Origin of the sequence: Glycomyces rhizosphaerae, from assembly GCF_042647865.1 — a bacterium.
Taxonomy (GTDB): Bacteria; Actinomycetota; Actinomycetes; order Mycobacteriales; family Micromonosporaceae; genus Glycomyces; species Glycomyces rhizosphaerae.
Window position 1 is genome coordinate 16,484 of record NZ_JBHRWO010000009.1, and the last position, 19,533, is coordinate 36,016.

Here is a 19,533-nt window from a genome sequence, read left to right on the forward strand (position 1 = left end):
CCCTCGGAAGGACCATCATGCTGAGCACCTTCGGATTCGACTCCGAGACCGAAGCCGTCTACCTCGCGCTCCTCGAGAACCCCACCATCGAGGAGGCGGAACTGGCCGAGCTGCTCCCGCACGAGCGGGCCGTGGTCGAGACCGCCATCGACAACCTCACCCGGGCCGCGCTCATCACCCACGAGAACGACCGGCTCGCCCTGGTGGACCCCGAAGTCGGCCTCGCCTCGCTCCTCGCCAGACAGCAGGCCGCGGTCGCCAACATGCAGCACCAGCTCGAAGAGGGCCGGATGGCCATGACCCGCATGCTCTCCAAGTACGGGGCCAAAGTGCCCAAGGACAGCGGCGTCGAGCAGATCATCGGGCTCAAGGCCATCCGCGACCGCATCGCCGAACTCGCCGGCGACTGCGTCGAGGAGCAGCTCATCCTCGCCCCTGTGGGCAAGCTCTCCGCAGCGACGTTCGAAGAGTCCCAGGCGGTCGACGAGGACGTCCTCAAGCGAGGCGTGCGCATGAAGTCGGTCTACCTCGACGCCGTCCGCAACGACCCTTACACGATGGAGGCCCTGGACTGGGAGATCGAGGCGGGGGGCGAGGTCCGAACGGCGCCTTCGCTGCCGCTGCGGATGATCATCTTCGACCGCGAGCGCGCCATCATCCCCATCGACGATCTCGACTGCGAGATCGGGGCGCTCGTGCTCGGCAACCGCGTCATCATCCAGGCGATGGTGGCGCTGTTCATCAGCATCTGGGCCGAGGCGCAGCCGCTCACCCGGCGCCGCCCCTACCGCTCCGAACCGCTCACCGCCCAAGAGCAGCACGTGCTCAAGCTCTGGGCCCAAGGCCACACCGACGCCTCGGCCGCGCGCCAGATGAAGGTCTCCCACCGGACCATTCGGCGGCTCTCGGAGGACCTGACCAAGCGGCTCGGCGCGCGCAGCCGCTTCCAGCTGGGCGCCTTGGCGACCTCCCGCGGCCTCATCAGCGACGCCGACCTGATCTGAACGCCTACAACGAGAGCGGCATCGCACCCGCCTGGGTGCGATGCCGCTCTCGGTGCCGGGGCGGCGGCGGGGATCAGGGCTGATTGGCCGGCGGGGCGCCGTTGCCCCAGCCGTTGCCCGCGAGGTCGGCGTCATCGGCGAGGCCAGGGGCCGCCAGACCGATCGCGAGCAGAGCGGCGAAGGCGAGGGTCAGCGGAACGATGATGCGTCGCACAGTGGGTCATCCTGTCATCGGGTTGTGTGAATACGTCCCCATTGAATCCGCTTCGCTCGGCTACTGACAGTCGTCAAAAGTATCCGCTCGGCTCAATAGGCCATACAACCGGCCGGTCAGTTTTCGGCGCACGGCGACGGCCCCGGACCTCGCGGTCCAGGGCCGTCGGTTTCCCGGTGGTGGTCAGACGTCGGAGCGCTTGATGCGCCATGCGGCCGCGCCGATCACGGCGACCACGTACCCGGCGAACACCGAGAGCCCTGCCCAGGGCGAGAGCGCGCCCTCCGCTTGCGTCAGGGCCGTGAACGAGTCGGCCGCCTCGGAAGGCAGGTACTGCACGAGGTCGCTCCAGCTGTCCGGGATCAGCAGGGCTGCCACCATGGCGAGCAGGAACATGACGCCGAACAGTGTGGTGATCGCGCCGGGCGTGGAGCGCATGAGCGCGCCGAGTCCCATGCCGAGCAGGCCGCAACCGGTCATGACGACCGCGGTCCCGATCACCGCGCGGGCCACGCCCGGGTCGGACCATGACGCGCCGGCGTCGCCGATGAGGGCCTGGCCGGCGGTGAAGGCGACGGCCGAGGCGGCGAGCGCGGCCACGAACACCACGCCGGTGAACACCGCGATCTTGGCCCACAGCACGGGAAGTCGCTTCGGCACGGCCGTCATCGAGGAGCGGATCATCCCGGTGCTGTACTCGCCGGCCGTGAGCAGCACGCCGAGCGTGCCGAACGCGAGCATCGCGAAGTTGGTGCCCGTGAGGCTCGCGCCGACCGGGTCGGTCGGCTCGCCGCCGGGAGGGCCGCCCTGCGACGGGCTGCCGTACAGCGACGAGGCCAGCAGCCCGAAGCCGACCAGCAGCAGCACCGCGACGCCCAGGGTGATGACGCTCGAGCGCACCGACCAGAACTTGATCCATTCGCTCTTGACGACCCGCGGCAGGCTGACCCGCTTGCGGGGGAGGGAAACGGCGGCGGTGGTCATCGGGCTTCTCCGATCAGGGCGGACTGGTATTCGACGGCGTCCTTGGTGAGCTCCATGAAGGCCTCCTCAAGGGACGGACGGATGACGGTGAGTTCGTGGATCGGGATCCCCGCGCCCGCGGCCCGGTCGCCGATCTCCTCGGCGGACAGGCCCGTGACCTCGAACAGTCCCCGATCGACGCTGAGCACCGTGGTCTCGGGCCCGGCGATGAGGTCGTGCAGCTCGTTCGCGTGCGGCGACCGCACCCGGACCGACTCGTTGGAGGCGCTCTCGATGAACCCGCTCACCGACACGTCGGCGATCAAGCGGCCCTTGCCGATCACGATCAGGTGCTCGGCGGTCAGCGCCATCTCGCTCATCAGGTGCGAGGAGACGAACACCGTCCGCCCCCGGGCCGCCAGATCCCGCATCAGGTTGCGGATCCACAGCACGCCTTCGGGATCGAGCCCGTTCGTGGGCTCGTCCAGAACGACCACTTCAGGATCGGCCAGCAGCGCCGAGGCGATCCCCAGCCGCTGGCCCATGCCGAGGGAGAACCCGCCGACCCGCTTGCGGGCCACCTCATGCAGCCCCACCAGGTCGATCACCTCGTCCACACGGGACTTCGGCACGCCCGTGGTCGCGGCGAGCGCGAGCAGGTGGTGGTAGGCGGTGCGGCCGGTGTGGACCGCCTTCGCGTCGAGCAGCGCACCGGCCTGGAACATCGGGTCGGGGTGCTCGGCGTACGGACGGCCATTGACCGCGGCCGTGCCGGAGGTAGGCCGGTCCAGGCCGAGGACCATCCGCATGGTGGTCGACTTGCCGGAGCCGTTCGGGCCGAGGAACCCGGTCACGATGCCCGGCTTCACGGTGAACGTGAGCCCGTCGACGGCGACCTTGTCGCCGTAGTGCTTGGTGAGTTCGTGTACTTCGATCATGCGGTCAAGTCTCGGATCCGACGGCCGTAATCGTCGTCCTCCGACCATGGGCCGTCCGACTACCGCAACGGCAGTAGACGCACCGTTCGCCGCTACTGCGCGTGGACGATGACCTGCGAACACGTTCACGCGTACGATTTCGGCATGGCATGGGGGACGACGCGCGCGTGGACGCGAAAGCACGCGACGCTCATCGACACGGTCTTCGCGATCGTGTTCGTCGGACTGTTCTTCACGGCCTACTTCTTCGGCGACGATCACGGCCCCGAACGCGGCCCCGACGTCACCTTCGCCGACTCGGTCCCGGCGCACGTCATCGCGGGCGCCACGGCACTGGTCGTCCTCGCCGCCCGCAGGCGCTGGCCCGAACGGCTCCTGATCCTCGACACGGCGGTCTCGGTCGGCGTCATCATCGCCACCGGCGACCGCCACCCGCTGCTGATCCTCGCCTGGATGATCGTCGCCTACACATTCGCCCGGCGCACGAACCGGCGCCGCTCGTGGCTCGTGGCGGGCTCCTGCATCGCGGCCATGTACCTCGCGGGCGGCCTGTTCGGCGCCGGCGGCTGGACCGATCCGTCCAACCTCGGCGCCACCGCCTGGCCCATCGCCGTGGTGGCGGTCGCCGACGCGACCCGCAGCCGCCGCGACTACATCGCCGAGGTCGAGGGCCGCGCCCGCCGCGCCGAGGAGACGCGCGAGGAGGAGGCCCGCCGCCGGGTCGCCGAGGAGCGGCTGCGCATCGCCCGGGAACTCCATGACGTTGTGGCCCACCACATCGCGGTCATCAACGTGCAGGCCGGCGCCGCCGCCCACGTCCTGGAGACCCGCCCCGAGGCCGTCGGGCCGGCGCTGGCGCACATCCGGCGCGCGGCCGACACCGTGATGAAGGAACTCGGCTCCGTCGTCGGCGTCCTCCGCGGAGAGGACGAGCTCGACGAGTCGACCGAGCCCACGCGCGGCCTGGCCCGCCTCGCCGAACTGCTCGACTCGTTCGCCGCCTCCGGCCTCCAGGTCGAGCACCGCCAGCGCGGCGACGCGCGGGCACTGCCCGCGGTCGTCGACCTCGCCGCGTACCGGATCGTCCAGGAGTCCTTGACGAACGCGCAGAAGCACGGCACCGGCAAAGCGACACTCATGGTCACGTACACACCGGACGCGGTCCTCATCGACGTGTCCAACGCGGTCGCTGCTGAGAAGGCGGGCAAGGGTTCGGGCTACGGTCTGGTCGGGATGCGCGAGCGCGCCGCCGCCACGGGCGGCACCGTCACCGCCGGAGTTGTGGACGGGCGCTTCGCGGTCCACGCCGCGCTGCCCGCCACCGTGAAGGAGACGCCGTGACCATCCGAGTCCTGCTGGCCGACGACCAGGCGCTCATCCGCGCCGGGTTCGCCATGATCATCGGTTCCGCGCCCGACCTCGAGGTCGTCGGCGAGGCTCACAATGGCCGCGAGGCGGTCGAACTGGCCCGCTCCGAACGCGCCGATGTGGTGCTCATGGACATCCGCATGCCCGAACTCGACGGCATCGAGGCGACGAAGCGGATCGCCGCCGACGAGGACCTCGCGGGCGTGCGCATCCTCGTCCAGACCACCTTCGAGAACGACGACAACATCGTCCTCGCCCTGCGCGCGGGCGCCAGCGGCTTCCTCGGCAAGGGCGTCGAACCCGAGGATCTCGTGCGCGCGATCCGCGTCGTCGCCGGGGGCGAAGCGCTCCTGTCGCCCAAGGCGACCCGCACGATGATCGGGCGCTTCCTCAGCCAGAACGAACCCGGTCCGCTCTCCACCCCCGAACCCCTTGCGGCCCTGACCGAACGCGAACGCGAGGTGCTGGCGCTGGCGGCCCACGGCCTCTCCAACGACGACATCGCGGCCAAGCTGTACCTCTCGCCGCTCACCGCGAAGACCCATGTCAACCGGGCCATGACGAAGCTCGGCGTCCGCGACAGGGCCCAACTGGTCGTCATCGCCTACCAGACCGGCCTGGTCAAGCCGGGCGACCCGCTCCCGTAAACGCGCAACCGGGAACCTTGGCGTAGACCTGCACTTCCACCAGTCCTGCGGCCCAGGCGGCACCGTTGCCGTTGTGGTCGTTGACGACCTTGTGGACTTCGATGCGGACGTGGCGGTATCGGCCGGAGAGCCCGTCCGTCGTGAAGCCGACCGTCGTGTTGGCGGACCGGTCGGCCAGCGACACCCAGGTCTCGCCGTCGACGCTGCCCGACACCGTGTACCCGCTGTAGGTCTCCGATCCGTTGTAGCTGCGCCAGCTCAGATCCACGCGGCTGAGGTCGCGTATGCGGCCCAGATCGACGTCCCACGTGAACGGGACCCCGGCCGGCTTGTAGTAGTTGGTGTTGTCGCCGCTCGTATTGAGGTTGTACGCGATCCCGTCGTTCGCGGCGCTCGGCGGGAAGGCCGCGTCGGCTTGTGTCGCCTCGACCGGTCGGCCTTCGGAGACGAGCGCGACGTTCGGGACCTGGACGGTTCCGGTGGCTGCGTCGAAGCTCCATTCGGGGTGGAAGCCCATGGTCAGCTCGGTGCCGTCGACTTGGAGCGGGAGCCACACGTACGTGGAGGAGCCGAGTGCGCCGGGGTTCCAGCGGTCGCCCATGTAGAGGTATTGGCGGGTGCCGTCGGTGGCCTCGATGGTCATGATGTTCGTGGGCTGGCTGTAGTAGGTGGTGTTGTTGCCGACCGGGGTGAGTTCGGACCAGCCGTCGGGGTCGGCGATGTCGCTGGTCGTGGCGTACAGCGCCTGGTTGGGGTACCAGCCGGATTGGGCGGAGGTGACGATGGCGTATTCGCCGTCGATCTTGACGAGGGCGGGGGCTTCGCGGCGGCGGCCTTCGAACAGGGGGTAGGAGTGCTGCCAGTCGACGTCGGTGAAGTCGGCGGTGAGCGGGTAGAGGCGCATGCTCAGGTGGTCTTGGGAGGACACGAGGTAGGCCTGGCCGGTGTCGGGGTCTTGGAAGACGGTGAAGTCGCGGGAGCCGTAGCCCCAGAGGCCGTCGGTCCCGGCGTAGGTGGGGTCGGCGTGCTCTGTGGCGACTTCGCCTGCGCCGGGGCGGAAGTTGCGCACGATCGCGTAGTCGCCGTCGATGGTGTCGCTGGTGGCGACGATCAGGTGGGAGGCGGCGTAGTTCTCGGCGGTCTCCCAATGTCCCCAGAGGATGAAGGTGTCGGTGGCCTCGTTGTAGACGAGTTTGGGGCGCTCGATCTTGCACGCCGCGCCGTCGTAGGTGCCGGTGGTGCACACGCCGGGCGTGTCCTGGGTGAGCAGGTCGCCGACGAACTCCCAGTTCCGGAGGTCCTGGGACCGGTAGAGGCTGACAGCGAGGAAGAGCGCGGAGTTGTGGCTCTTGTTCTCGCCGACCCAGTAGTACCAACCGTCGTGCTCGAGGAAGCCGCCGCCGTGGGCTTGGATCGGGTTCCCGCTGGTGTCGTTCCAGGTCTGGCCCACCGGCACCGGCTCGCCCTCCTCGGACTGTGCGGCGGATGCGGCCGGCCCGATGAGGAGCACCCCTGCCGCGACGATCACCGCAGCGGCCCAAGCCGCCCAAGCCCGCAACCTCAACGCCATGACATCCGCCTTCGGGCCGTATCTCAACATCTAACAATTTCGATCAATAGTGAGCGGCGTTGAGAGCGCTGTCAAGACCGGAGTCGACAGAGACGATGTCGTTCGGTGACGGTTTGGGCCGATCGTCGGTTCGGCTTCAACCAGCTGCGCCGAAGAAGTGGGGGAATACCCGGGGTGTCCGGCTGAGGCTGGGCCGGTTTTCGGTTGGGCTTCAACCGATCAGCGACGAAGAGGTGGGGGAATACCCGGGGTGTCCGGCTGAGGCTGGGCCGGTTTTCGGTTGGGCTTCAACCGATCAGCGACGAAGAGGTGGGGATCGCCCGCAGGCGACTGGCCGAGTTCGGGCCCGTTCCAGTTGGGCTGCAAACGGTCAGCGACGGTGAGGTGGGTGTCTGCCGAGGTCGCAGACTGGGGCCGGGCGGTTGTCGGCTCGGTTGCAGGCTGTCAGCGACGGTGAGGCTGCGATCCGCTCGGGGCTTGTAGCCGGGACCGGGCGAGTCCGGTTCGGGGTGGCCGGCACTGCGGGGTTGATTGCCGCCGCACCTGCCGGGCCGGTCGCGGGGACGGCGAAGCGCGGCGACGTGATGGCGTGGCGTGGCGTGGCGTGGTGCGTTCGCGCAGCATTATCAAAGTCGAGTTCGCCATGACCGACATCTCCCTTCGCTTCGTCTCTCGGTCTTCCTCTGTGGCTCTTGGCCTTCGATCGCGGACCTGCGGCCTTCGATCCTTGTTCTCGCATCGTCGGTCGTGCCGGTGGGCTTCGTTTCCGCCTCGACCGTCGCCAGATCCTGGTCTGGTCCGGCTTGGCGTGCTGCATCCCTCGCCCCTGCGGGACTGACCCCGTGGTGGCGACACCAGGACAGGGGGACGAAGCGCCCGGCCGACTTTGAGGCCGCCGTGCCCTTGCCGTGTGTCCCTTCCAGGTGCCCTGCGGATGCGTGGTGGTGTGCCTCGTTCGGGGCACTGCCTCCGGTTGGGGTGATCCCGCCCGGCGATCTCCCGCTCCTTGGTTCCGAGTCCGTCATTGATGCTTTCTCGGCCTGGGAGCGAGTCCCGATAGCACGTGGGGCATGCCTGCGAGCCCCGGGCTGAGACCGGCCCGAGCTACGGGCGGGTGGTCTCGGCTTCCGCCGGGTGGTCGAGTCGGCCAGAGGCTTGGCTTAGTCTGCTTGCACCTACTCGACTCCTGTACGGAATCCATATCCCTGTGCGTACCTCAATTATCCAGCTTCCCAAGGGCTGCCGCATCACCCATAAGACGAGAAACTATTCACGTTCCGCCTCGAACCGCCTGCACCCCAACCAAAACCGATCCCGCCGCCCACCAACCGACCCCGCCCCACCGCCCACTCCTCCGTCGCCGCCCGCCTGAAGCGCAGGCCACCACGGAGCGATACGCCTCCACCGCGTCCCGGCTCCCAGCCCACCCCGGGTCCAGCCCGGACCAGACAGCCACGGCCCCAGCCCAAACCGAACCGCATTGCCTCTAGAGGAACTTCACCCCTTGCGCGAGCGGCAGCTGCCCGGAGTAGTTCACGGTATTGGTGGCCCGGCGCATGTACGCCTGCCACGCGTCGGTGCCGGACTCGCGGCCGCCACCCGTCTCCTTCTCGCCGCCGAAGGCACCGCCGATCTCGGCGCCCGAGGTGCCGATGTTGACGTTGGCGATGCCGCAGTCCGAGCCGCTCGCGGAGAGGAACCGCTCGGCCTCGGCCTGGTCCTGCGTGAAGATCGCCGACGAGAGGCCTTGGGGGACACCGTTCTGCAAGGCGATGGCCTCGTCCAGGTCGTCGTAGGTGAGCACGTAGAGGATCGGCGCGAACGTCTCCTCCTGCACCACACCGTCCTGGCCCGGCATCAGGACCACGGCGGGCTCGACGTAGAACGCTTCGGGCGCTTCGCCTTCCAGGACCCGAGCGCCGCCGGCGACCACCGTGCCGCCCTCTGCCACCGCGCGCACGAGCGCTGCCTGCTGCGCCTCGAAACTGCCGCGGTTGATGAGCGGCCCGATCAAGGTCCCTTCGGCGCTCGGGTCGCCGATGGTGAGCGTCCCGTATGCGGCCGCGATGCGCTCGACGAGCGCATCGGCGATCGAGGTGTGGACGATGAGGCGCCGCAACGTGGTGCACCGCTGCCCGGCCGTGCCCGCCGCGGCGAACACGATGCCGCGCAACGCGAGATCGAGGTCGGCCGAGGGCGCGACGATCGCGGCGTTGTTGCCGCCCAACTCCAGCAGCACGCGCCCGAACCGCTCGGCCACGCGCGGCCCGATCTCGCGGCCCATCCGCACTGAACCGGTCGCCGAGACCAGTGCCACCCGCGGGTCGTCGACCAGGTGCCGCCCCACGACGCGGTCGGCGAGCACCAACCGGTGGATCCCTTCGGGCGCACCGACCTCGCGCACGGCGCGGGCCAGCAGCGCGTCGACCCCGATGGCGGACAGGTTCGTCGCCTCAGCGGGTTTCCACACCACCGCATCGCCCGCGACGAGGGCGAGCGCGGCGTTCCAGGCGTACACGGCGACAGGGAAGTTGAACGCGGAGACGACCGCGACGACGCCGAGCGGATGCCAGGTCTCGGCGAGCCGGTGGCCGGGGCGCTCGGACGGGAGCGTCTTGCCGAAGAGCTGCCGGGACTGGCCGACCGCGAGGTCGCAGATGTCGATCATCTCCTGGACCTCGCCGAGCGCCTCCGACTCGATCTTGCCGACCTCGGCGGTCACCAGGACCGCCAGCTCCCGCTTGTGCTCGGTGAGGAGCCGGCCCCAGCGCTTGACCAGGTTGCCGCGCACCGGAGCGGGGACGTCCCGCCAGGTCAGGAAGGCCTCGTGGGCCGCGGCGACGGCGGCGTCCACATCGGCCTCGGTGTGCTCGACGGTGCGGGCCAGGACCTCTCCGGTTGCGGGCGAACGGGTCTCGCGCGGCCCGGCAAACGCGTCAAGGTCGACGCCGAGGGCCCGGAGCGCCTTGGCGACGGCGGCGGTCTGCTCGCCCGCCGCGGGCGGGGCGTTGTGGGGATTGGTCATGTGCGTCTCCGGATCATGAGTCGGTGTCGATGCGCAGGCCGAGTTGCCGTTCGGCCTCGCGCAACGACTCGTCCTGTTGGGCGGCATACAGATCGAACGGGTCATGGATGTGGGCGCCGACCAGCTCGGACAGCCGGGGGAGGTCGTAGTCGGCGCCGGCCTGATCGTCGTCGCGCGTGCCCTCGTCGGACAGGTTCGACTGGAAGATGCCCGCGGCCGAACGCGGCAGGAAGTCCTCGTACACGATCGGCTCGGCGACGAGCGCCCCCGATTCCAGGAGGTCCTTCAAGGCGCTGCCGTCCGGCGCGACCTCGGTGGCCCGGAAGGTGAAGTACCCGAGCTCCTGCAGGACCAGGTCACGTTCGGTGCGAGGCAGCGACTCACGCCAGACCTCACGAGCGACCTCCTGCCGGGTGGCCCCGTCCCCGGCCTGGCGAAGGCGCGCGTCCACCTCGACGACGAGCCGGTCGTACAGTTCCCGCCCGGCCCGGGTGAGGGCGATCCCGCGCTGCTCGACCTCCCCGAAACGCACCCGCAGCGACCCGCGCTGGACACTCCCGTCCGCGTGTCGGAAGACCCGCTCCTCGGCGAGGGCCCGGAACGAGGTCTGGCGCAGCAGGACATCCGGGCCCTCCCAAGCGGGCGGGCCCTGGATCTCGTCGATCATGGCGATCCCGCGGGCCTGCATGCGCGCGTAGAGCTCGTCGATGTCGAGCACGCGGGGCGTGAGGTGGTTGATGTGCGTCGCGGGGACGCCGCCGATGTCCGCGGCGACGGCGGAGATCGTCTCGAGCGTGTCGTACCAGTCGCGGTCGATGGGTTCGGCGGTGAGCCGGAACGAGTCGGTCGCGAGTCCCAGCAGCCGGTCGGCATCGACGTCGTCCAACCCGCCCTGCAAGACCGCCTGGTCGGCGAGCGCCAGCAACTCGGGTCCGAACAACTCGCGGGCGGCGATGAACGCCTCCAGCCTCTCTTGGGTCTCCGCGTCGAAGAAGCGCCGGTCCTCGGTGACGAGCATGGAGGTGAATACCCGGAACGGGTTGCGCGCCAGCTCATCGCGATCGATCGGACGGAACGCGGTGGAGACGACCGGGACCGAGCTCTTCGAGGCGTCCCGCAGGTCGTAGAAGCCGACCGGGAGCATCCCGAACGCCGCGAAGACCCGGGCGACCTGCGCCAGCTCGCGCGGCGAACCCACCCGGATCGCACCGTGCCGCTCGGCGGTCACCCGCTCGATGCTGCCGAGCCGCAGCCCGGCTTCGCCTCGGGCGCTGGCGGTCTCGTCGTTCACGTCGCGGCAGACGTCCACAAGGGTGTGATACGCGGGCACCTCGCTGCCGTACATCTCGGCCAGGCGCAACGCGAATCGCGCCCGCAACTGCCACGTGGGGACCATGCGTGTCCTCCTTCTCGATCGGCTCAGATGATGTGTACCTCACGCACCGGTGCGGATTCGGCGAACCGGTCGGCGTGGAACGGTGCGGGATCCAGGAAAGGCTCGCGGCCGAGGAAGAGGTCCCGCACGACCTCGCCGACGGCGGGCGCCTGCAGGAAACCGTGTCCGGAGAAACCCGTCGCGTAGGAGAACCCGGGTATCAAGGCCGAGGCGCCGATGAGGGCATTGTGGTCGGGCGTGTTCTCGTACAGCCCGGCCCAACCCGACGCGAACGTCCGCCCGACCAGGGACGGCGCGACGACCGAGGCTGCCCGGTCGAAGGAGGGCTGCCACTCGAGAGAGAAGTCCCGGCCGAACCCGGGCGCTTGCTCCGGATTGGAGATCCCCAGCAGCAGCCCCTCGCCGGAGTTGTGGAAGTACATGGTGGTGGCCAGATCGAGCGTGAAGGGAACGGTGGGCAGGCCGGGCTCATCGGGCGTGACGCCGATCTGCCGCCGGACCGGCTCGACGGGCAGGGGGACGCCGACCATGTCACCGATCGGAGCCGACCAGGCCCCCGCGGCGCAGATGACCCGCGACGTGCGGATCGCGCCGCGAGTCGTCGCCACCGAGTTGATATGGGCCCCAGTGCGGTCGATGCCGAGCACCTCGGCCCTCTCGATCACCCGGACCCCGAGTTCGACCGCGGCGGCGCGGTAAGCCGCCACGACTCGACCCGGTTCGGCGTAACCGTCCCTGGGGGAGAAGGAAGCGGCCAGGAGGGCATCGCCGTTCAGGAACGGATTGAGCGCGACGGCCTCAGCTGGCGAGACCATCCGACCCGAACCGCCCAGGCTCCGCTGCAACGCGGTGCTCGCCTCCACCTGGGCGACCGAATCCTCGGTGCGGCAGAGAAACAGGTATCCGACCTGGCGAAGCCCGATGTCGGCGCGGAACTGCTCGAAGGCCTCAAGGCTCCGCTGTCCCAGCATGATGTTCCCCGGATCGGAGAACGTCGCCCGGACCCCGCCGAGCGGCTTGGCCGAAGACCCCTGGCCGACCAAGTCCCGTTCCACCACAACGACATTGCGAACACCGGCGTCGGCAAGGTGAAATGCGATGCTCAACCCGATGACGCCGCCGCCGATGACGACGACCTCGGCAGAACGGGGAAGAACCTTCAAGGCGCACCTCCAATGCACCTCAGTATCCCGACCAGGACCCTTCAGGTCCATCGAACGGTCCTGCAAGAAACCGTTTAGCATCGCTGCATGGATCTAGGATTCGTCAGGCTGCGCGCCTTCGTGGAAACGGCCCGCTCCGGGGCCATGACCAGCGCCGCCGCAGCGCTCGGCTACACCACGGGCGCGGTGTCGCAGCAGATCGCGGCACTGGAGCGCGAACTCGGCCATGCCCTATTCGAACGCGTCGGCCGGGGCCTGCGCCTGACCGAACGCGGCGCGCGGTTCCTGGACTACGCCGAGCAGATCCTCATCACCGAGTCCGAGGCGATCGCCGCGATGGAAGGCCCTTGGCGGCCGGGCCAAGCCCAGGTCGACATCCGGCTCGGCGTCTTCGGCAGCCCGGCCGCGGTGGCCCTCGGCCCGGCCCTCGAAGCCCTTCGGCGGCAAGCACCCTGGATTCGAGTCCGCTCAGTCGAACTCGAAGTGGACGCCGCCGCCGAAGCGGTCCGCCGCGCATCGGTCGACCTCGCGCTATCCGTCGACTACGCCTCAACGCCGCCCGCGGTGACCGCAGGCGTGGATCGAACAGTCCTGGTGACCGAACCGATGGCCGTTGCCGTACCTGACGACTGGCCGGCAGTCAGGACACCGGCCTCTCTGGCCGACTTCGCAGCATCCCCCTGGATCATGGCCGCCCCGACCTCCCACTTCGGCATCGCGTCCCGGGCGATGTGCCGCCGAGCGGGATACGAACCCGACGTCATCCACGAGGTCACCGAAACCGGAGCCTGCCTGGCAATGGCCGCGGCAGGTCTCGGGGTCACGCCCGCAACCCGCATGATGCTCCGAATGCGACCGGAGGGCCTCGACCTGATCGACCTGGCCGAGGCCGACCACCGCAACATCGTCCTGTTCGCCCGCCCCGGCCACACCACCCAGCCGTCCCGCAGACTCCTCGTAGACGCCCTTTGCGAGGCCATGCGTGACTATCGTTGAACGAAGTGCCTTCCCGGGCGCGTCGAAGCCCGTCGCCGGGACCTTCCGGCGCGGACCCTCTTCCTCGACGCCACCCTCCGCGACGAACCCACCGACCTCGTTGCCGGCCTTGGTGATTACGGCCCCCTGACCGACTTCGGCTGACGCAAGCGGAAGTTCGTGGTCTACTTCCACGGGCCTGATAATTTCCGGAAGTTTCGCAGTTCGGGTGTGCCGCTTTGCTGGTCGAAGCTGGTGGATTTCGAGGGATTCCGAACGGACGGCGTTCTCAGCAGTACTGATGCTCGTTCAGTTGCTCCTTCTGGCGCAAGAAAGTTCCGATAATTTTCCGGAAGTCATTGACAGTCCGATCTGGTCGGTACACGATACTCTCATCGATCTATATCGATGGAGTTCAATCCGGTCTGCCTGGAGCGGGCCGGTTCGCACCCTTCAAAAGGAGGAAGGATGTCCAAGGACAACGCGTCCATGGGTCCATTCAGTCGCCGCAGCATGCTGCTCGGCGGCGGCGCCGCCCTGGTGTTCGGCGGCGCGGGGCTGCTGCTGCCCGGCACGGCGAACGCCCAGCAGGTCATCAACACCAATCAGGAGGGCACCCACAACGGGTACTACTACTCGTTCTGGACCGACACCCAAGGCCGCGCCTCGATGACCCTCGGCGCGGGCGGGAACTACAGCTCGCAGTGGTCCGGCGTCAACAACTGGGTCGGCGGCAAGGGCTGGTCCAACGGCAGCCGCCGCGCCGTCCAGTACTCCGGCAGCTTCAACTCGCCGGGCAACGGATACCTGGCCCTGTACGGCTGGACCGCGAACCCGCTGGTGGAGTACTACATCGTCGAGAACTACGGCACCTACCGGCCCGGCGGTAACGACCGCCGCGGCACGGTCACCGACGACGGCGGCACCTATGACATCTACAAGACCACCCGCTACAACCAGCCGTCCGTGGAGGGCACCAGGACCTTCGACCAGTACTGGAGCGTCCGCCAGTCCAAGCGCACCGGCGGCACCATCAACACCGGCACCCACTTCGACGCCTGGGCCCGCGCGGGCCTGAACCTCGGCGCGTTCAACTACTACATGGTCCTGGCGTCCGAGGGCTACCAGTCCAGCGGCAGCTCCAACATCACCATCGGCAGCACCGGCGGCGGCGGAGGAGGAGGCGGCGCCTGCACGGCGACGCTGTCGGCCGGCCAGAGCTGGAGCGACCGCTACAACCTCAACGTCGCCGTGTCGGGCAAGAGCGACTGGCAGACCACGTTGAACATCCCCTCGCCGGCGAAGGTCATCGCCACTTGGAACTGCAACGCCACGTATCCGACCGCTCAGCAGCTCGTCGCCACCCCCAACGGCAACGGCAACAACTTCGGCCTCACCATCCAGGCCAACGGCAACTGGAACTGGCCGACGGTCGCCTGCAGCTAAAGACCTGGCAAGACGGCACGGTCGCAAGTTCATCGAAAGTGGCCCTGGCTCCCGCCGGGGCCACGTCGCTGAAAAACTTCGCCCCGGGATGTCGAGAACGGTGGCGTGACTCCGTCGTCTCATGCGAACGGCCGGAATAACCTGGCCTGGAGCGACCCGGAGGTCACCGTGAAGTACGTGATTCTTATCCACTCGAACCCGCAGCCCTGGGGGCATCCCACAGGCGATTTCATCGCCGAGAACCAGGCGCTGCCCACTGAGCAGCGCGAGCGGATGAACGCCGAGTTCGAGGCGCTGCTGGAGGAGTTGAGCGCCAGCGGCGAGCTGGTAGCCGCCGAGGCCTTGGCCGACCCGAGCACGTCGACGCTGTACCGCTGGCAGGACGGCAAGCCGCTGACGACCGACGGCCCGTACTCCGAATACAAGGAGCACCTGGCCGGGTTCTTCCTGGTCGACGTCTCCGGACCCGAACGCGCCCAGGAGATCGCGAGGGTGTTCTCCGGTCCCGGCGAGACCATCGAGCTGCGTCCGGCGATGTGGCCCGGCGGCGAGGACCACTAGTGGGACCGGACCGCCTCGAGGAGGTGTGGCGGCGCGAGTCGGCACACGTCCTCGGGGCGCTCGTCCGCCGCTACCAGGACTTCGACCGCTGCGAGGAAGCGGCGCAGGAGGCCCTGGTCGCGGCGGCACTGCACTGGCCGGAGGAGGGCGTCCCGGAGTACCCGCGCGGCTGGCTCATCCAGGTCGCGTCCCGGCGCCTGATCGACGCCCTGCGCAGCGATCTCGCCCGCGTCGACCGCGAGGCCAAAGCCGAGGCACCGGTTACCGAAGCGATCGACCAGGATGATTCGCTGCATCTGCTGCTCTTGTGCTGTCATCCGTCTCTTTCCGCCGCTTCGCAGGTCGCCTTGACGCTAAGAGCGGTCGGCGGGCTCACCACCGAGCAGATCGCTTCGGCGTTCCTGGTGCCCGCGGCGACCATGGCCCAGCGGATCAGCCGGGCGAAGTCGACCCTGTCGAAGGCTGGTGCGCGCGTTGGTGCTGTTGCCGCCGACGACCTGACCGAACGCGTGCGATCGGTGCGTCAGGCCCTCTACCTGATCTTCAACGAGGGGTACGCCAGCAGCGGCGGCACCGCCCTGGTCGACGTTTCGCTGACTTCGGAGGCGATCCGGCTCGCGCAAGAACTGCACCGGCGACTCCCCAGCGACACCGAGACCGCGGGCCTGCTCGCCCTGATGCTCCTGACCGAGGCCCGCACCGCGGCGCGGGTCGACGGCGAAGGCGAACTCGTACCGCTCGCCGAGCAGGACCGGTCCGGTTGGGACCGAGACTTGATCGCCGAAGGGGTTGCGCTGCTTGAACACGCGCTCCCCACCGGCCCGGTCGGACCGTTCCAGCTCCAGGCGGCCATCGCCGCCGTCCACGCCGAGACCGCCGACTACGCCGCCACCGACTGGCCCCAGATCGCCGAGCTCTACCGGATGCTCGACGCCATCGCGCCGAGTCCCGTCGTCACCATGAACCGTGCGGTCGCCGTCGCGATGACCGAAGGGCCCGAAACGGCGCTGGCGATGCTCGAGTCGTTGCTGCAGAACAGCAGTCTCGAGAAGCATCACCGGCTGCACGCCGTCCGGGCCCATCTCCTTGAACTGGCCGGTCGAAGGACCGAATCCGAAGCCGCCTACCGGGAGGCGGCCCGTCTCACCACGAGTCGGCCCGAGCAGCGCTACTTGCTGCGAAGGGCCGCGGCGGCGTAGCTACCGGCCGCGACCGGCGTGGTGGCGGAAGCGGTCGGCCACCGGGGTCTCGATCCGGGCGAGGTCGCCGTCGTTCTCCTGGAGTTCCCACAGTCCCATGGTGAGTCGGTGCGACTCGCGCGGCAGCTCCGTGTGGCGGTAGGTCCACTCGTACATGTCGAACAGCGGCCACCAGGTGTACCCGACGACGTCCACACCGGACCCTCGCAGGTCGTGCATGGCCGCCACCGACTCGTCGAGCCAGTCGGTGCGCTCCTTGACCGAACCGGTCACGCAGGTCTCGGTCAGCATGACCGGCACCTGATACCGGTCCGCCGCTTCGCGAAGCAGCTCGGCGAGCCCGGTGACGCCGTCGTCCTGGCACGGACGCGGGTCCTTGAAGCCCCCCTTGTGGAAGACCCCGGCCTCGAACACCTCGGTCGAGTGCAGCGGGTAGTAGTTCACGCCCATCACGTCCGGCAGGACAGGTGCTTCGGTGAACCACGCGAAGTACTCGTCGTTCCAGCCGTTCGCGGCCAGGAACGGCTGCAGCGGATGGGATTCGTCGACCCGGCCGGTCACCAGGTCCTCCACGAGGAAGACCTGTTCCTTCAGCCTGGCGGCGTGCTCCCGGTGCTCGGGGGCGTCGATGTCACCGACGTAGCGCATCCCGGCGTCCACGTGCACGAAGACGGCCTTCTCTCCGAGCACGTCGGCAATGGAGCGCTGCGCGAGCACGAAGCCGCGGGCGAGTTGCTGCACGATCTCGCTGAAACCTTGCGGCCCTTTGAGATACGGCGGCCAGTACGCGTACTCCCCGGAGAACAGGGCGTGGATCATCGGCTCGTTCACCGGCGTGTAGTCGGTGAAGCCCAAGTGCGCGTAGCGCTCCGCCACCTTCGCCGAGTACTCGGCCACTCGGGCGGGGTAGTCGGCGTTCGCGAACTGGTCCTCCATCCACAGCGGCGTGCCGTAGTGCATGAGGTCGACGATGGGGCGCAGACCGAGCTCCGCGAAGCGGTCCATGACCTGGTCGAGCCAGCTCCAATGCCATTGGCCCGCTTCAGGTTCGATCCGGTACCACGGCACGCCCCAGCGCACGAGCTCCGCGCCCGCCCCGCTCGCCAGAGCCAGGTCGGAGTGCCACTTCGCGTAGTGCTGGGTGAGCTCGTACTCGTCGATCGGCCGCTCGCCGGGCGCCGCTTGGGGCACGAACGTGTCCTCGACGCCGACCGCGAAGTGGAGGGCGCCGTCGCGGTGCCAATGGGGGGAGGTCATTTGAGTCCTGTCGTTGCGATGTTCTCGATGAAGCGGCGCTGGATGAAGAGGAACGCGATGACGAGCGGCAGGATCGCGATGAGCGAGCCGGCCATCATCACGCCGTGCGGCACGATGCCGCTCGGTCCGGTCAGCAGCGTCAGGCCGGAGGTGATGGTGCCCATCTCGGCGTCGGTGGTGAACACCAGCGGCCACAGCAGGTCGTTCCAGTTGTTCACGAACGTGAACAGCCCCAAGGTGAGCAGGGCGGGCACGGCGTTCGGCAGCACGATCGAGCGGAAGATCCGGAACTCGCCCGCGCCGTCGATCCGCGCGGCCGCGTCGATGTCGCGGGGGAGCGCGAGGAAGAACTGGCGCAGGAAGAAGATCCCGAACGCGTCGGCCGCGCGCGGCGCGATGAGCCCGGTGTACGTGTTCACCCAGCCGAGGTCCGCGACCAGCTGGTAGAGCGGGATCAGCGTGGCCTGGAACGGGATCATCAGGGTCGCGATGATCGCGACGAGCAGGAGTTTGCGGCCCTTGAAGTCCATGCGGGCCAGGGCGTACGCCGCGAGCGAGTCGAAGACGAGCGCGAACACGGTGACGCCGCCCGCGAACACGAAGCTGTTGCCGACCAGCCTGAGGAACGGCAGCTCGGACGTCACGGTCTTCAGGTTGTCGAGCGTCCAGGTGTCCGGGAGCAGGCTCGGCGGGTAGGCGTTCACTTCGGCGACCGGCTTGAACGCGGTGAGCACGATGATCACGATGGGCAGCAGCACGACGGCGCTGACGAGGATGAGGGCGACCGTGGCGGCCACGGTGCTCGGCCGGAGCTCGCGGAAGCGGCTGCGCTTGGCGGCGGCGGTGCTCATGCGATGTCCTTTTCTTTGCGGCCGAAGAACGCGAACTGCACGAGGCTCAGGATCAGCGTGGCGATGAGCAGCACGTACGAGAGCGCGGAGGCGAAGCCGATGTCGAGCTTGCGGAAACCGGACTCGTAGATCTCCATGACGAGGGTCTGCGTGCTGCCGTAAGGGCCGCCGCCGGTCATGACGTAGATCTGGTCGAAGGCCTGGAGCGCGGCGATCATCGCGAAGATCAGCACGAACGCCATCGTGTTCGACAGGAGCGGGAGGGTGACGTTGCGGAACCGCGACCACGGGCCCGCGCCGTCCATGCGGGCGGCCTCGTACAGCGAGGACGGGATGTCCTGGAGCCCGGCCAGGAAGATCACGAAGTAGAAGCCGAAGAGCTTCCACACCGCGACGAACGCGACGGCGGGCATCGCCAGCTCCGGGTCCTGCAGGACGTTGCCGAGCTGGATCCCCATGCCGCGCAGCCAGTAGTTGAGCAGGCCCACCTGCGGGTCGATGAGGTAGCTCCACGCGAAGGCCGCCACGGCGAACGAGACCACGAAGGGCACGAACAGCGCGGTGCGGAAGAACGAGCGGAACGGCAGGTGCGGGCTGTTGAGCAGCAGCGCCAGGCCGAGGGCGGCGAGGACCGCGGTCGGGGTGAACAGGACGGTGTAGAGCACCGTATTCGTGACGGCCTTGAGCAGGTCGGGGTCGGAGAAGACGTCCACATAGTTCTGGATGCCGACCCATTCGGGGTCGCCGAAGCCGCTCGCGTCGGTGAAGGACAGGCGCAGCGCCGAGAGCATCGGCCACACGGTGAACAGGCCGATGATGATCAGGCCCGGTGCGAGGAACGCGGCGGCCATCGCGTTGCGGCGCAAGGGGCTGTCGAGCCGGCGGGGCCTCCCTCCGAGCGGTGCGGGCGGGCGGTACCGGCGGGCCGGTGACTGCTGTGCACTCATGGTCTCCTC

At 68.8% G+C, this 19,533-nt stretch carries 17 protein-coding genes; 7 read left to right on the forward strand and 10 right to left on the reverse strand.

Annotation, left to right across the window (positions count from 1 at the left end):
• Positions 1–17 precede the first annotated feature (17 nt).
• A complete protein-coding gene (locus ACFO8M_RS09335) occupies positions 18–1,004 on the forward strand; it encodes a LuxR C-terminal-related transcriptional regulator (RefSeq protein WP_387973766.1) in 987 nt (328 codons plus the stop codon).
• 73 nt (positions 1,005–1,077) lie between these two features.
• On the opposite strand, the gene ACFO8M_RS09340 is transcribed toward ACFO8M_RS09335, so the two are convergent.
• From ACFO8M_RS09340 to ACFO8M_RS09350, 3 genes are all read right to left on the reverse strand, one after another.
• Positions 1,078–1,218, reverse strand: coding sequence for a hypothetical protein (locus ACFO8M_RS09340; RefSeq protein WP_387973769.1), 141 nt, complete (start codon positions 1,216–1,218; stop codon positions 1,078–1,080).
• Positions 1,219–1,401: 183 nt separating this feature from the next.
• On the reverse strand, positions 1,402–2,202 hold the full coding sequence (locus tag ACFO8M_RS09345) for an ABC transporter permease (RefSeq protein ID WP_387973772.1): 801 nt from the start codon (positions 2,200–2,202) through the stop codon (positions 1,402–1,404).
• Positions 2,199–3,119, reverse strand: coding sequence for an ATP-binding cassette domain-containing protein (locus ACFO8M_RS09350; protein WP_387973775.1), 921 nt, complete (start codon positions 3,117–3,119; stop codon positions 2,199–2,201). Before ACFO8M_RS09350 ends, ACFO8M_RS09345 begins: the two co-directional genes overlap by 4 nt.
• Positions 3,120–3,263: 144 nt before the next feature.
• On the opposite strand from ACFO8M_RS09350, the gene ACFO8M_RS09355 reads away from it, so the two are divergent.
• Both ACFO8M_RS09355 and ACFO8M_RS09360 read left to right on the forward strand, forming a co-directional pair.
• Entirely contained in the window at positions 3,264–4,460 is a 1,197-nt protein-coding gene (locus ACFO8M_RS09355) for a sensor histidine kinase (protein ID WP_387973778.1), read from the forward strand.
• On the forward strand, positions 4,457–5,134 hold the full coding sequence (locus ACFO8M_RS09360; protein WP_387973781.1) for a response regulator: 678 nt from the start codon (positions 4,457–4,459) through the stop codon (positions 5,132–5,134). Before ACFO8M_RS09355 ends, ACFO8M_RS09360 begins: the two co-directional genes overlap by 4 nt.
• On the opposite strand, the gene ACFO8M_RS09365 is transcribed toward ACFO8M_RS09360, so the two are convergent.
• The 4 genes from ACFO8M_RS09365 to ACFO8M_RS09380 all read right to left on the reverse strand — a co-directional run bounded on the left by ACFO8M_RS09365 (position 5,109) and on the right by ACFO8M_RS09380 (position 12,288).
• Positions 5,109–6,704: a discoidin domain-containing protein gene (locus ACFO8M_RS09365; RefSeq protein WP_387973784.1), complete on the reverse strand. Its 1,596-nt coding sequence runs from the start codon at positions 6,702–6,704 to the stop codon at positions 5,109–5,111. The two genes, ACFO8M_RS09360 and ACFO8M_RS09365, sit on opposite strands and share 26 nt — an antisense overlap.
• A 1,486-nt stretch (positions 6,705–8,190) precedes the next feature.
• Complete coding sequence (amaB, locus tag ACFO8M_RS09370; RefSeq protein WP_387973786.1) at positions 8,191–9,729, reverse strand: L-piperidine-6-carboxylate dehydrogenase; 1,539 nt, start codon at positions 9,727–9,729, stop codon at positions 8,191–8,193.
• A gap of 13 nt (positions 9,730–9,742) precedes the next feature.
• A complete protein-coding gene (hglS, locus tag ACFO8M_RS09375; RefSeq protein ID WP_387973789.1) occupies positions 9,743–11,125 on the reverse strand; it encodes a 2-oxoadipate dioxygenase/decarboxylase in 1,383 nt (460 codons plus the stop codon).
• Between the two features lie 23 nt (positions 11,126–11,148).
• A complete protein-coding gene (locus ACFO8M_RS09380; protein ID WP_387973792.1) occupies positions 11,149–12,288 on the reverse strand; it encodes an NAD(P)/FAD-dependent oxidoreductase in 1,140 nt (379 codons plus the stop codon).
• 87 nt (positions 12,289–12,375) lie between these two features.
• On the opposite strand from ACFO8M_RS09380, the gene ACFO8M_RS09385 reads away from it, so the two are divergent.
• The 4 genes from ACFO8M_RS09385 to ACFO8M_RS09400 all read left to right on the forward strand — a co-directional run bounded on the left by ACFO8M_RS09385 (position 12,376) and on the right by ACFO8M_RS09400 (position 16,469).
• Entirely contained in the window at positions 12,376–13,284 is a 909-nt protein-coding gene (locus tag ACFO8M_RS09385) for a LysR family transcriptional regulator (protein WP_387973795.1), read from the forward strand.
• Positions 13,285–13,776: 492 nt separating this feature from the next.
• Entirely contained in the window at positions 13,777–14,709 is a 933-nt protein-coding gene (locus ACFO8M_RS09390; protein WP_387973898.1) for a glycoside hydrolase family 11 protein, read from the forward strand.
• Positions 14,710–14,877: 168 nt separating this feature from the next.
• Positions 14,878–15,270: a YciI family protein gene (locus ACFO8M_RS09395; RefSeq protein ID WP_387973798.1), complete on the forward strand. Its 393-nt coding sequence runs from the start codon at positions 14,878–14,880 to the stop codon at positions 15,268–15,270.
• Positions 15,270–16,469: an RNA polymerase sigma factor gene (locus tag ACFO8M_RS09400; protein WP_387973801.1), complete on the forward strand. Its 1,200-nt coding sequence runs from the start codon at positions 15,270–15,272 to the stop codon at positions 16,467–16,469. The genes ACFO8M_RS09395 and ACFO8M_RS09400 overlap by 1 nt, the downstream gene beginning before the upstream one ends.
• Here the strand turns inward: ACFO8M_RS09400 and ACFO8M_RS09405 are convergent, their stop codons facing one another.
• The 3 genes from ACFO8M_RS09405 to ACFO8M_RS09415 are packed head-to-tail and all read right to left on the reverse strand — an operon-like array spanning position 16,470 to position 19,524.
• A complete protein-coding gene (locus tag ACFO8M_RS09405) occupies positions 16,470–17,726 on the reverse strand; it encodes a family 1 glycosylhydrolase (RefSeq protein WP_387973804.1) in 1,257 nt (418 codons plus the stop codon).
• On the reverse strand, positions 17,723–18,577 hold the full coding sequence (locus ACFO8M_RS09410) for a carbohydrate ABC transporter permease (RefSeq protein ID WP_387973807.1): 855 nt from the start codon (positions 18,575–18,577) through the stop codon (positions 17,723–17,725). The genes ACFO8M_RS09405 and ACFO8M_RS09410 overlap by 4 nt, the downstream gene beginning before the upstream one ends.
• Positions 18,574–19,524, reverse strand: coding sequence for a carbohydrate ABC transporter permease (locus ACFO8M_RS09415; RefSeq protein WP_387973810.1), 951 nt, complete (start codon positions 19,522–19,524; stop codon positions 18,574–18,576). Before ACFO8M_RS09415 ends, ACFO8M_RS09410 begins: the two co-directional genes overlap by 4 nt.
• Positions 19,525–19,533 lie beyond the last annotated feature (9 nt).

Excerpts from the sequence above, each read along its gene's own strand:
- hglS (WP_387973789.1), bottom strand. The coding sequence starts at position 11,125 with ATGGTCCCCACGTGGCAGTTGCGGGCGCGATTCGCGTTGCGCCTGGCC.
- ACFO8M_RS09390 (WP_387973898.1), top strand. The coding sequence starts at position 13,777 with ATGCTGCTCGGCGGCGGCGCCGCCCTGGTGTTCGGCGGCGCGGGGCTG.
- ACFO8M_RS09405 (WP_387973804.1), bottom strand. The coding sequence starts at position 17,726 with ATGACCTCCCCCCATTGGCACCGCGACGGCGCCCTCCACTTCGCGGTC.
- ACFO8M_RS09350 (WP_387973775.1), bottom strand. The coding sequence starts at position 3,119 with ATGATCGAAGTACACGAACTCACCAAGCACTACGGCGACAAGGTCGCC.
- amaB (WP_387973786.1), bottom strand. The coding sequence starts at position 9,729 with ATGACCAATCCCCACAACGCCCCGCCCGCGGCGGGCGAGCAGACCGCC.
- ACFO8M_RS09345 (WP_387973772.1), bottom strand. The coding sequence starts at position 2,202 with ATGACCACCGCCGCCGTTTCCCTCCCCCGCAAGCGGGTCAGCCTGCCG.
- ACFO8M_RS09335 (WP_387973766.1), top strand. The coding sequence starts at position 18 with ATGCTGAGCACCTTCGGATTCGACTCCGAGACCGAAGCCGTCTACCTC.
- ACFO8M_RS09365 (WP_387973784.1), bottom strand. The coding sequence starts at position 6,704 with ATGGCGTTGAGGTTGCGGGCTTGGGCGGCTTGGGCCGCTGCGGTGATC.
- ACFO8M_RS09415 (WP_387973810.1), bottom strand. The coding sequence starts at position 19,524 with ATGAGTGCACAGCAGTCACCGGCCCGCCGGTACCGCCCGCCCGCACCG.
- ACFO8M_RS09385 (WP_387973795.1), top strand. The coding sequence starts at position 12,376 with ATGGATCTAGGATTCGTCAGGCTGCGCGCCTTCGTGGAAACGGCCCGC.
- ACFO8M_RS09355 (WP_387973778.1), top strand. The coding sequence starts at position 3,264 with ATGGCATGGGGGACGACGCGCGCGTGGACGCGAAAGCACGCGACGCTC.
- ACFO8M_RS09410 (WP_387973807.1), bottom strand. The coding sequence starts at position 18,577 with ATGAGCACCGCCGCCGCCAAGCGCAGCCGCTTCCGCGAGCTCCGGCCG.